The sequence below is a fragment of the Paenibacillus cookii genome (genome assembly GCF_018333375.1).
Lineage (GTDB): Bacteria > Bacillota > Bacilli > Paenibacillales > Paenibacillaceae > Paenibacillus_AQ > Paenibacillus_AQ cookii.
In genome coordinates this window covers 16,169-27,934 of record NZ_BORW01000020.1, presented here as the reverse complement: position 1 = coordinate 27,934, position 11,766 = coordinate 16,169, and the positions used below count along the sequence as shown (strand labels likewise).

The window sequence follows — 11,766 nt, the reverse complement described above, 5'->3', positions numbered from 1 at the left end:
GGATAAATACGGAAGAAGGTGGGATCTGCCATGGCGCTTCAGATCGGAATCATCGGGACAGGCTGGTTCAGCAAGGTACACGCGGATTTGCTGGCCGCAGCCGAGGGCGTAAAGGTTCGGGCTTTTTTGGGGACCAGCAAGGAGAAGGCGGAGCATGCGGCGCAGCCGTACGGGGCCGCCGGATATGGGGACCTGACGGAAATGCTGGAAACGGAGCGGCTGGACGCGGCATACGTTTGCGTGCCCCCGATGTCGCACGGAGCGATCGAACGGGAGCTGATCCTGCGCCGCATCCCGTTTTTGGCGGAGAAACCGCTCGGACTGGATACGGACGTTCCGCGGAGCATCCTGGCAGGGGTTGAGGAAGCCGGTTTGCTCACTTCGGTCGGGTATCATTTCCGCTACCAGTCCAACATGGATAAAATGAAGGAACTTTTGCGTCAGCAGAAGGCGGGCATGGTTCTCGGCCGCTGGATGGACGGCATGCCCGGCGTTTCTTGGTGGAGGAAGCAGAACGGTTCCGGAGGGCAGTTCATCGAACAAACCACGCATCTGGCGGATTTGCTTCGTTACTTGGCCGGCGAGGTGGAGGAAGTGTATGCGCTGTACGGCAGCCGCGTCAAACATGAGCAGGAGGAAGGCGTGGAAGTCTCGGATGTCGGCACGGTCACGCTCAAGCTGAAAAGCGGCCTGGTCGCCAATATTTCCAATACGTGCGTGCTGCCGGCGGGAACCGAAGCGGACGGCGTGGGACTGGCCGTTTATACCGATCAGGGAGTGCTGGATTGGAACCCGCGGCGCTTATCCTGGATCAGGCCGGGCGAGCGGACGGAATACCGGGAGCCTTCGAATCTATACCAAAAAGAAACGGAAGCGTTCCTCCATGCGCTGCGCACGGGTGACCGCTCCCGGATTCGTTCCGATTATGCCGACGCGTACAAGACGCAGGCCGTCACCTGCGCCGCGCTGGAATCGGCGGGTACCGGAAAGCCGGTACGCGTCAATTACGAGTGAAATCGTTCCATCAGATGTCCATCTTACGTGATGGCCGTCATGAAGGTTGCCACGCCGAGCGTAAACAAGGCGGCCAGAATCATCGAAATGCTCGAAATCGTTCCGGACAAGGCGCTCATCTCGAAGGCTTTCGAGGTGCCTGCGCCGTGCGAGCTGGTGCCGTACAAGATGCCTCGGGCGACTTCGCTTTCGATCTTGAACAGGCGAAGCACGAACGGCCCGATCACGGGGCCAAGAAGCCCGGAAATAATGACGAACACGGCGGTGATGTTCGGCACGCCGCCGAGGACCTGCGAAACGTTCATCGCGATCGGCGTCGTGATGGAGCGGGGAATCATGCTCGTGACGAGCGATCCGCTGAGATGAAGCCATTTGGCGAGAAACGCCGATGAGACCATAGCCATGCACGAACCCGCAAGCACGCTGACGATAATTTCGACGGCGTGCTTTTTGAGTACCTTGAAGTTTTTGTACAAAGGCACCGCAAACGCGACCGTCGCCGGCTGCAGCATGGTGCTCAGCCATTTGCCGCCAGAATTGTAGGATTCATAAGGAATATTCGCCCAGATCAAAATAAGGACAAGGATGATGGGCGTAACCAGGAGCGGCGATAAATAAATTTTGCGGTATTTGCCGTAAACTCGCTTGGACGCGAAATAAATGCCGAGCGTAACGAGCAGGCAGACAAAGCCGATCATCGCGAAGCCCTCCGTTCTTTTTGTTTGGCGATTCGGGATGCAAGCAGCCCCGAACTGGCCATGACGATGAATGTGCTGAAAATGACTACGATCAAGATGCGGACGCCGTCGTTTTCCATCATCGGGATATATTTCATGATGCCGACAGCCGCGGGAATGAAGAACAAAAGCAGCTCCGCAAGCAGCCAATTGGCGCCGAGCTCGATCCATTCCAGGCGGAGGATGCCGGTTTCCAGCAAAACAAACACCACGACAATCCCCAGAATGCTGCCTGGAATCGGCAAATGCAAAAGTCCGGCCAGCTTGTTCATCAGCAGCGAGAATGCCATGAGCGCCGCAACCTGCACCGTTCCTTTGATCATGTTGTTCACAGGGATTCTCTCCTTTCATTTACGTGAAAATTTTACACCCCTTATTTTCATGAGTAAAATGAATTAAAAGAATGATGACCATTCCCTTTTTCTATACATAACAAGATCGCGTCCGAACGCCGGCAATTGGGACATACCGCTGCAGATCAGGCGTTTTGAAAGGAGTTTGAGGCTTGAGATGGACATCAGGCAATTGCAGTACTTTATGGAGGTAGCCCGGCTGCAGAGCTTTACGAAAGCGGCGGAAACGCTGTACATCACGCAGCCGACCATCAGCAAAACGATCCGCAACATCGAGGAGGAACTTGGCGTGACCCTGTTTGACCGCTCCGGCAAAAAGGTGGTTCTAACCGATGCCGGCCGGATTATTTACGAGCAGGCGCAGCCGATCGTGAAGTCGTTTCAAAGCTTGTCCTCCGAGCTCGGAGATTTGAAAAACCTGAAGAAGGGGCATATCCGCCTCGGCCTTCCGCCCATGGTCGGATCGAGCTTTTTCCCGGAGGTGATCGGGCAGTTCCATCAGAAATATCCGCAGGTGACGATGCAGATCTTTGAAGACGGGGCCAAAAAGGTAGAGGTCGACGTGGAGAGCGGTTTGCTCGACATCGGCGTCGTGGTGCTGCCGACCGACGACGCGCTGTTCCACTCGTTTTCGTTCGTCAGGGAAAACCTGATGCTGCTGGTGCATCCCTCCCACCGCCTTGCCGATCGGGAGTGCGCCCGCCTTATCGATCTGGCGGAAGAGAACTTCGTGCTGTTCCGGGAGGATTTTGCGCTGCACGACCGGATCATCACCGAATGCGTCAAGGTCGGCTTCCAGCCGCATATCGTTTACGAAAGCTCCCAATGGGACCTGATCAGCGGCATGGTAGCTGCGAATTTGGGCATCGCCTTGCTGCCGGAAACGATCTGCCGGGAAATCAACCGGGAGCGGATCCGGATTATGCCGCTGGTGGAACCGGTCATTCCGTGGCAGCTTGGGATGATCTGGCGCAAGGACCGTTACCTGTCCTATGCCGCGCGGGAATGGATCGCATTTACGCAGGGGATATTGATGGAAGACAAGGGGTAGCGGCTCATCGTATTTTACATATGTTTTAATTGACATAAAAATCGGAACGGATATATAATTAGGTCGCCTATTTAATTGGTAACCTAATTATTTTTTTGTGCGGGCAAACATTCTTCATAGCACACCTGAGGAAAGGAGGATGATATACGTCATGAACGGCGATAACAACAACCGGCAGGGACCTTGCTGCGAGGATCCCGAGCTGCAGGAGCATGATCGGCATCACGAAACCGTCGTCCAGCTGCTTCAGGCGGTCATGCGGTTTAACAGGGGCGAATTTCGCCACCGGGTGGTCGAAGGATTGAAGCTCAGCGAGATGGGGCTGATGGTTCTGCTCATGCGGCATGTCGAGCCGGGCGCACCGGGACTTAAAGTGTCCGAGATCAGCTCGATGCTGCGGGTCACCTCTCCGACCGTCACCCAGTTTGTCAAAGCGCTGGAGAAGAAAAAATGGATTGAGCGGACTCCGGATGAGGCCGATCGCAGGGTCGTGCGGATCAGGCTCAGCGAGGAGGGGCGGGACGTGATTCTGCAAGCCCGCAAGGCGACGATCCATTCCTTCCGGGGGCTGGTCGATTACCTGGGCATCGAGGAGAGCGAGAAGCTGTCCGAGCTGCTGAACAAGGCCTATAAGTATTATGAAAGCAAAAAGAAGGATGATTCATCGGATGGAGGTGAAGTGCCGACATGCTGAAGCTGTTTCGGAATTTGAAGCCTTACAGAGGGCCGATTCTGTTCGTTTTTTTGCTCGTGTTCATCCAATCGATGTCGGACCTGTATTTGCCTACGCTGATGTCCGACATCGTGGACAAAGGCATCACGCACGGAGATATCCCTTATATTTGGAAAATCGGCGGCTTTATGCTGCTGGTGGCCTTGGGCGGGGCTTTTTGCTCCATCGGAGCCAGTTACCTGTCGGCCAAGGTGGCGGGCGGTTTCGCCAAAAATTTGCGCAGCCGCGTCTTTCGGCATGTCCAGCATTTTTCGCTGCAGGAATTCGATAAGCTGGGCACCGCCTCGCTGATCACGCGCACGACCAACGACATTACGCAAATGCAGCAGGTGCTGACGATGATTCTGCGGATGATGATCAGCGCCCCGATGATGTGCATCGGCGGGATCATTATGGCCGTTTCGAAGGATGCGACGCTGTCGCTCGTGATCGTCGTGATCGTGCCGGTGCTGGCCGGGGCCATTTTCATCATTGCGGGCAAAGGGTTGCCGCTCTTTAAAGCGATGCAGGTCAAGCTGGATAAGCTGAACCGCGTTTTGCGCGAGAACTTGACCGGCATACGCGTCATCCGTTCCTTTAACCGCATCGAACATGAACAGAAGCGTTTTAATGAAGCCAACTACGATTTGACGCAAACGGCGGTCAAAGTCAACAAAATCATGGCGGCCATGATGCCGATCATGATGCTCGTCATGAACTTCTCGACGATCGCCATCGTCTGGTTCGGCGGCATCCGGATCAGCGAGGGCCATATGCAGGTCGGCGCATTAATGGCGTTTATCCAGTACGCGATGCAGATCATGTTTTCGCTGATCATGGTATCGGTCATTTTCGTGATGGTGCCCCGCGCATCCGCGTCGGCGACCCGGATCAACGAAGTGCTGGACATGGAGCCGCAAATCGTCGATCCCGCCGCACCGGCCGCCGAAAGCAAAGAAACGGAGAAACGCGGTTATCTCGAGTTCCGGGATGTGACGTTCAGTTACCCGGGCGCCGAGCAGCCGGCGATTCGCCAAATTTCCTTTAGCGCCGCACCGGGCGAAACGACCGCGATCATTGGGGGCACCGGTTCCGGCAAATCGACGCTGCTCAGCTTGATCCCGCGTTTTTACGATGCGGAAAGCGGCAGCGTGCTGGTGGACGGCCGGGACGTCAAGGAGATGACCCAAGAGGAGCTTCGCGCCAAAATCGGTTATGTCCCGCAAAAGGCGGTCCTGTTTACGGGCACGATCGCGGACAACCTCCGCTACGGCAAAGCCGACGCAACCGACGAGGAGCTGCGCCGGGCCGCGGACATCGCGCAGGCGACCGAGTTTATTTCCAAGATGAAGGACGGTTTCGAGTCCGAGATTTCCCAAGGCGGAACCAACGTGTCCGGCGGGCAGAAGCAGCGTTTGTCCATCGCCCGGGCGCTCGTCCGAAAACCCGAGATTTATTTGTTCGACGACAGCTTCTCCGCGCTTGACTTCAAGACGGACGCCAAGCTGCGCGCAGCGCTGAAGGAAGTGACGGGGGACGCAACCGTTCTGATCGTGGCCCAGCGGGCCAGCACAGTCATGGATGCCGACCGGATCATCGTGCTGGACGAAGGGCGCGTGGCCGGCATCGGCAAACACCGCGAGCTGATGGAAACCTGCGACGTATACCGTGAAATCGTATCCTCGCAGCTGTCGGAGGAGGAGATCGCATGAGCGAACACAGAAAACATCCCGGAAGCCGGCCTCCGGGCCCGCGCCATCCCGGCGGCCACCCCGGACAGATGATGCCGGCCGAAAAGGCCAAAGATTTTAAAGGCACGCTGCGCAGGCTCCTGGGCTATCTGCGGCCGCGCCGCGTGACGCTGGCGGTCATCTTCCTGATGGCGATCCTCAGCACCGTGTTCAGCATCGTCAGCCCGAAAATTTTGGGAGAGGCGACCACCACGCTGTTTGAAGGCATCCTGGCCAAAACGCAACACGTGCCGGGCGCTTCCATCGATTTCGGCTACATTACGGAAATCTTGCTCTGGCTGATCGGGCTGTATCTGTTCAGCGCCGTGTTCAGTTATGCGCAGCAGTATTTGATGGCCGGCGTGGCGCAAAAGGTCGTGTACGACATGCGCGAGCAGATCAACCGCAAGCTGTCGCGGCTGCCGCTCAAATATTTCGATTCGAAAACGCATGGCGAAATTCTCAGCCGCGCGACCAACGACGTGGACAACATCAGCACGACGCTGCAGCAGAGCTTGACGCAGCTGATGACGTCGATCGTCACCCTGGTCGGGGTCATCGTGATGATGCTGACGATCAGCCCTTGGCTGACGCTCATTCTGATCGTGACGCTGCCGCTGAGCTTTATCGTGATCCGGATGATCGCATCGCGGTCCCAGAAGCATTTTATGGGCCAGCAACGTTCCCTCGGCCAGCTGAACGGGCATGTCGAGGAAATGTACACCGGCCATAAAATCATCAAGGCGTTCGGCCGCGAGGACGAGTCCGTGGCGACGTTCAACGAAATCAACGACAAGCTGTACCATTCAGGCTGGAAAGCCCAGTTCATCTCCGGCATGATCATGCCGATGATGTCCTTTATCGGCAACATCGGTTACGTGCTGGTCTGCGTCGTCGGCGGCATTTTCGTCACGCATAAAACGATCACCATCGGGGACGTGCAGGCCTTCATTCAATACGCGAGACAGTTCACGCAGCCGATCATGCAGACGGCGAATATCGCCAACATCATTCAGTCAACGATCGCTTCCGCGGAACGCGTCTTCGAGCTCCTCGACGAGCAGGAGGAGGTGCCGGAAGCGGCCGATGCGGTCGAACTGAACAAACCGACAGGCGCGGTCGCCTTCGAGCACGTAAAATTCGGCTACAAAGAAGGCGAAACGCTGATCGAGGACATGAACATCGACGTCAAGCCGGGGCAGACGATTGCGATCGTCGGGCCGACCGGCGCCGGCAAAACGACGCTCATCAACCTGCTGATGCGTTTCTATGAAATCAATGACGGCGCGATTACGATCGACGGCGTCAATATCACGAAGCTGAAGCGCGGCAACCTGCGGAGCATTTTCGGGATGGTGCTGCAGGATACATGGCTGTTTAACGGCACGATCCGCGAAAATATCGCTTACGGCCGCAGCGGCGCGACCGAGGAGGAAGTGGTGGAGGCGGCGAAAGCGGCCCATGCCGACCATTTTATCCGGACGCTGCCGGACGGCTACGATACGGTCCTCAACGAGGAAGCTTCGAACATTTCGCAGGGGCAGAAGCAGCTGCTGACGATCGCCCGCGCCATTTTGGCCGACCCGTCGATCCTGATTCTCGACGAAGCGACAAGCAGCGTCGATACCCGGACCGAGGTTTATATCCAAAAAGCGATGAACGAGCTGATGAAGGGCCGCACCAGCTTTGTCATCGCGCACCGCCTGTCCACGATCCGCGACGCCGATTTGATTTTGGTCATGAACGGCGGCAGCGTCATCGAAAAGGGCACGCACGAGGAACTGCTGGCGAAAGGCGGCTTCTACGCCGATCTGTACAACAGCCAGTTTACGGGCGGAAAAGCGCAGCATGCAGGCTGATGCGGGAGAAAGAGATTTCTAGATTTACGCATCATCTATAAATGATGAACGCTCCGAATATACGGGGCGTTCTTTTTTTTGGGGAATTACAAGGGATTCCCATTTTGGGAACCCTGTAAAATAACGGAGTCACCGCCGCAGAATTCAAGGCATGCGGGAGGAGTTTTTTTGCGCCTAAAGGTTTACGGATGGTTTTTTTTAGATTAAAATGAGCCTTTGGAAAACTTTTGATAGCGCTACCATTTTTCCAAAAAAAGAATAAAGAGAAAAGGGGACTCCAACATGCTTAACATGAAAAACCGCTTCAAAAGGCTGACGGGGCTGGCCCTGGCCGCCACGCTTGCGTTGTCCGGCGCAGCGGGTTTCCAGCCGGCAAAAGCGAAGGCCGCCGAAGACCAGGAGACGCACATCACGCTGCTGGCGACCTCCGACGTCCATGGACGGTTCATGCCGTGGGACTACGCGATGGACACGGCCAACACGAACGGCAGCTTTACCCAGCTGTACACCTTGATCAAAAAGGTTCGCGCCGAAAACCCGAACACGATCCTGCTCGATGCGGGCGACGTCATTCAGGACAACTCCGCGGAGCTGTTCAATGACCAGCCGAAATCGCCGATGATGGTCGCGATGAACGAGATGGGATACGATGCCTGGGCCATGGGCAATCATGAGTTCAACTTCGGCCTCGATACCTTCGACAAAGTCGCGGGGCAATTCAAAGCGGCGAAGCTGGCAGGGAACGTATACAAAGAAAACGGGGAGCGGTTCCTTCCGGCCACGACGATCGTCGAAAGAGGCGGCATCAAGGTCGGCATCATCGGGATGACGACGCCGCTCATCACCGACTTCGAGAAAGACACCGATCACCTGAACGGGCTGGTCGTCAAAAATCCGATCGACGAAACGAAAAAGGCCGTCAAAGAGCTGGAAGGCAAAGTCGACGTCATGATCGGCTTGATGCACATGGGATTGGAAAACGAAAATGCACTTCCGGGAACGGGCGTCACCGATATCGCCAATGAAGTGCCGGAGCTGACCGCCATTTTTGCGGGCCATATGCACAAGCTGGTGAAAAGCGCGACGGTCAACGGCGTCCTGATCGGCGAACCCGACAAATATGGAACGCATGTGTCCCGAATCGATCTCACCTTCGTCAATCAAGGCGGCAAAATGGTGCTGAAAGACAAAACGGCCACGGCCATTCCGGTCAAAGGCGAAGACGGCACCCCGGCGGTTTCCGACCCGGATCTGGAAAAAGAGCTGCTGCCTTACCATGAATTCGCCCGCAAGGACGCCAATATCGTGGTCGGCGAACTGGTCGGAAAGCGCAATATGGTCCCGGAAAACGAGATCAAGGGCATTCCGGCCGTACAGGTTCAGGAGACGCCGCTGTCCGACTTTTTCAGCGAAGTCATGCTGCATTACAGCAAAGCGGACGTCGTTGCGCATCAGATCGACAATGACAAAGCAAGGCTGGACGTCGGTCCGATCCGCAAAAAGGACATCGCCTACAACTATCAGTTCGCGCTCGGCGAGGTCACCAACTATAAAGTCACCGGCAAGGACTTAAAAGACTACATGGAATGGGCCGCAGGCTATTTCAACAGCACCCGTCCGGGCGACGTGACGGTCAGCTTCGATGAAAAACGCCGATCCTCCAAATACAGCACCAACGATTTCTTCGGAGGCGTCAAATACGTCATCGATTTGTCCAAACCTTACGGCAGCCGGATCACCAACCTGAGACATCTGGACGGCACGCCGATCCAAATGGACGAAACGCTCACGCTCGGCATGAACGCTTACCGCATGGACGCCTTGGTGGCCAAAGGCGGGGCGCTGGAAGGGCGCAAGTTCGAAAAGCTGTGGACGTCGAAAGCGGAAAGCGCCTACGGGGAAACCGGCGGTACGATCCGCAATCTTTCCATCCGCTATCTGAAAGAGGTCGCGAACGGCAAATATGAAGCAAAATTGCAAAACAATTGGAACATCATCGGCGTCGACACGACCGCAAAGGAACGCGCGGATGTGGTGGAGCTGATGAACGCAGGCATTTTGAGCGTGCCGACCACGCCGGACGGCAAATATACCAACATCGCTTCCATCAATATCCTTGATCCGGTCAAGGCGGAAGACGCAGCCTCATTGGCTGCAAAAGCGGGCGTCGATCCGGCGCTGCTGGCCGGCGTCAAAACGACCGGCGAGCTGTACCATAAGCTGAACGAGGCGCGCAAAGCGGCTGCGAAGCCGGAGCAACCTGCCGAAAAACCGGGCAAGCCGGCCAAACCGGAGGCGGAAAAGCCATCGACCAAACCGGCGCCTGCTAAACCTGCTAAACCTGTAAAACCGGCAAAGCCTGCTGCGAAGCCATCCTCCGGCAAGCAGGCGAAAATTACGGCCGAATTTCTGAACATTCGGGCGGGGGCTTCCGCCAAAGCGAAAATTTTGGGTGCGGCTCCGAAAGGAACCGTGCTTGAAGTGACGGGAACGGCGCCGTACGGCTGGGTGAAAGTCGTTTACCAAGGAAAAACGGCCTTTGTTTACGGAAAATACGTCACGATCTTTTAAAGCGGCATTCTAAGCATCATGTGAATTTTTATCGCCAAAAAGAAGAGAGGGCACTCCCTGCCGGGAGGCCCTCTTTTTTTCTGAAATATTTCAGTTCATATTCAGTTCATATAGCTCTTTTATAATCGTGGTACCAAAGGAAAGGAGCTAAACAAAATGGAAAATGTGTTAAAGGGCGGTCAGGGGACCCTGGAGAAGAAAAATCACAAAGTCCTTGTCATGATCGGCCTACTCATAGGAATTATATTCTCCGAATTGGACGAAACGGTCGTCAGTACCGCGATGCCGACGATCATTCGCGAGCTTGGCGGACTGTCCCTCTATGGATGGGTAGCCGGGATATACATGCTGGCGATGTCGGCGTTCATGCCGATTCTAGGGAAATTGGCGGACCTGTATGGCCGAAAAAAGATATATTTAATATGTATGGCCTTATTTATCGGCGGCTCCATCGTGTGCGGTTTATCGCATTCGATGACCTTGTTATTGGTTGGACGCGGCATACAGGGGATCGGCGCCGGCGGTTTGATGCCGCTCGCGATGACGATATCAAGCGATCTCTTTCCGGTGGAGCAGCGTGCTAAAGTGCAAGGCTTGATGGGGCCGGTCATGTTTATTCCCATGCTGCTCGGACCGTTGATGGGCGGATTTTTCGTCGACCAAGTGAGCTGGCATTGGATTTTCTTCGTGAACATTCCGGTCGGAGTGATTGCGGCGATCTTTTTGGCAAGCGGACTTCGCGAGTCGAAGCAGGCGAAGAAAGTGGCTATCGACTGGGGCGGGGCCGTTCTATTGGTCGCTTCGATCGTATCGCTGCTAATCACGCCGGTGCTCGTTCAAAACAACGGATACGCTTGGGACTCACCGCTTATTGTAAGCATACTCGTATTAGGAGCTGCGTTGTTTGGAATCTTTTTATGGGTTGAGTCCAAGGTAAAAGAACCGATCGTTCCGCTGCATTTATTCAAGAACCGCAATATTGTGGTTTTATCCATGATTGTATTTATCGTGGGTCTTGGGCTCATGGGTGCCTTCTCGTCGTTTCCGTATTTCGGGCAAAATGTGTTAGGGCTCACGCCGACGGAATCCGGCTATTTGCAGCTGCCCATGATGGTTGGCGCCGTCGCTTCGTCCATGGTTTGCGGATTTTTGCTGACGAAGGTTCGCTACCGCGAAATTTTCGGCATCGGATTTATCCTGCCGGTTATCGGCTTCTATTTCTTTTCGCATATCAATATGGATACGACCATCGTGCAGATTATCATGTTCTTCGTGATCTCGGGCCTTGGCATGGGCGTCCTGTTCGGCAGCGATAACTTGATTGTACAGGAGTCTGTTGAAAAAGAGCACACAGGGGTTGCCTTGGCAACCGTTCCTTTATTTCAAACGATTGGCGCCACCATCGGGGTAAGTTTGTTCGGCAATCTTTTATCGTCGACGCTCATTTCGAAAATAGGAAGCCTAGGCTCGCAGCTGCCTGAGAGCGTCAAAGGACATATGCACGATTTGGCTGCAGGCGGGATCCCTAAAGATCTTCCGGCAAATCTGGTCACGACGGTAAAAACGATGTTCGTAGAGTCGTTCCAGTATATCTACATGTACTCTTTTGCCGCGATGATCATTGTGTTCATATTGTGCTGGTTTTTGAAGAAAGAGGTCTTGTCCTCCAAACCTAAGGAAGCCGAAGAATTGCAAACCGGGGCATAAAGTGCTTGCTAACTTGTTGCATTCTTGCCGAT

The 11,766-nt window shown here is 55.1% G+C and carries 9 protein-coding genes; 7 read left to right on the top strand and 2 right to left on the bottom strand.

Annotated features, from left to right (window positions below; translation table 11 throughout):
- Positions 1-30 precede the first annotated feature (30 nt).
- Positions 31-1,014 carry a Gfo/Idh/MocA family protein gene (locus tag KI367_RS17140; protein WP_212951116.1) on the top strand — a complete coding sequence of 328 codons (984 nt, stop codon included), beginning with the start codon at positions 31-33 and terminating at the stop codon, positions 1,012-1,014.
- A 23-nt stretch (positions 1,015-1,037) separates the two neighbouring features.
- On the opposite strand, the gene KI367_RS17135 is transcribed toward KI367_RS17140, so the two are convergent.
- Both KI367_RS17135 and KI367_RS17130 read right to left on the bottom strand, forming a co-directional pair.
- Positions 1,038-1,712: a CidB/LrgB family autolysis modulator gene (locus KI367_RS17135; protein WP_036706257.1), complete on the bottom strand. Its 675-nt coding sequence runs from the start codon at positions 1,710-1,712 to the stop codon at positions 1,038-1,040.
- Complete coding sequence (locus tag KI367_RS17130) at positions 1,709-2,083, bottom strand: CidA/LrgA family holin-like protein (RefSeq protein ID WP_036706259.1); 375 nt, start codon at positions 2,081-2,083, stop codon at positions 1,709-1,711. The genes KI367_RS17135 and KI367_RS17130 overlap by 4 nt, the downstream gene beginning before the upstream one ends.
- Before the next feature lie 178 nt (positions 2,084-2,261).
- Between KI367_RS17130 and cidR the strand changes: the two genes are divergently transcribed.
- The 6 genes from cidR to KI367_RS17100 all read left to right on the top strand — a co-directional run bounded on the left by cidR (position 2,262) and on the right by KI367_RS17100 (position 11,734).
- Entirely contained in the window at positions 2,262-3,155 is an 894-nt protein-coding gene (gene cidR, locus KI367_RS17125; RefSeq protein WP_036706261.1) for a cidABC operon transcriptional activator CidR, read from the top strand.
- Between the two features lie 151 nt (positions 3,156-3,306).
- Entirely contained in the window at positions 3,307-3,849 is a 543-nt protein-coding gene (locus KI367_RS17120; protein ID WP_052146731.1) for a MarR family winged helix-turn-helix transcriptional regulator, read from the top strand.
- Entirely contained in the window at positions 3,843-5,579 is a 1,737-nt protein-coding gene (locus KI367_RS17115; RefSeq protein WP_212951114.1) for an ABC transporter ATP-binding protein, read from the top strand. Before KI367_RS17120 ends, KI367_RS17115 begins: the two co-directional genes overlap by 7 nt.
- Positions 5,576-7,456, top strand: coding sequence for an ABC transporter ATP-binding protein (locus KI367_RS17110; RefSeq protein WP_036706264.1), 1,881 nt, complete (start codon positions 5,576-5,578; stop codon positions 7,454-7,456). The genes KI367_RS17115 and KI367_RS17110 overlap by 4 nt, the downstream gene beginning before the upstream one ends.
- 282 nt (positions 7,457-7,738) lie before the next feature.
- Positions 7,739-10,027, top strand: coding sequence for a 5'-nucleotidase C-terminal domain-containing protein (locus tag KI367_RS17105; protein WP_212951112.1), 2,289 nt, complete (start codon positions 7,739-7,741; stop codon positions 10,025-10,027).
- Between the two features lie 156 nt (positions 10,028-10,183).
- Complete coding sequence (locus tag KI367_RS17100) at positions 10,184-11,734, top strand: MDR family MFS transporter (RefSeq protein WP_212951111.1); 1,551 nt, start codon at positions 10,184-10,186, stop codon at positions 11,732-11,734.
- The last annotated feature ends 32 nt before the right edge of the window (positions 11,735-11,766 follow it).

Excerpts from the sequence above, each read along its gene's own strand:
- KI367_RS17140 (WP_212951116.1), top strand. The coding sequence starts at position 31 with ATGGCGCTTCAGATCGGAATCATCGGGACAGGCTGGTTCAGCAAGGTA.
- KI367_RS17135 (WP_036706257.1), bottom strand. The coding sequence starts at position 1,712 with ATGATCGGCTTTGTCTGCCTGCTCGTTACGCTCGGCATTTATTTCGCG.
- cidR (WP_036706261.1), top strand. The coding sequence starts at position 2,262 with ATGGACATCAGGCAATTGCAGTACTTTATGGAGGTAGCCCGGCTGCAG.
- KI367_RS17120 (WP_052146731.1), top strand. The coding sequence starts at position 3,307 with ATGAACGGCGATAACAACAACCGGCAGGGACCTTGCTGCGAGGATCCC.
- KI367_RS17115 (WP_212951114.1), top strand. The coding sequence starts at position 3,843 with ATGCTGAAGCTGTTTCGGAATTTGAAGCCTTACAGAGGGCCGATTCTG.
- KI367_RS17110 (WP_036706264.1), top strand. The coding sequence starts at position 5,576 with ATGAGCGAACACAGAAAACATCCCGGAAGCCGGCCTCCGGGCCCGCGC.
- KI367_RS17105 (WP_212951112.1), top strand. The coding sequence starts at position 7,739 with ATGCTTAACATGAAAAACCGCTTCAAAAGGCTGACGGGGCTGGCCCTG.
- KI367_RS17100 (WP_212951111.1), top strand. The coding sequence starts at position 10,184 with ATGGAAAATGTGTTAAAGGGCGGTCAGGGGACCCTGGAGAAGAAAAAT.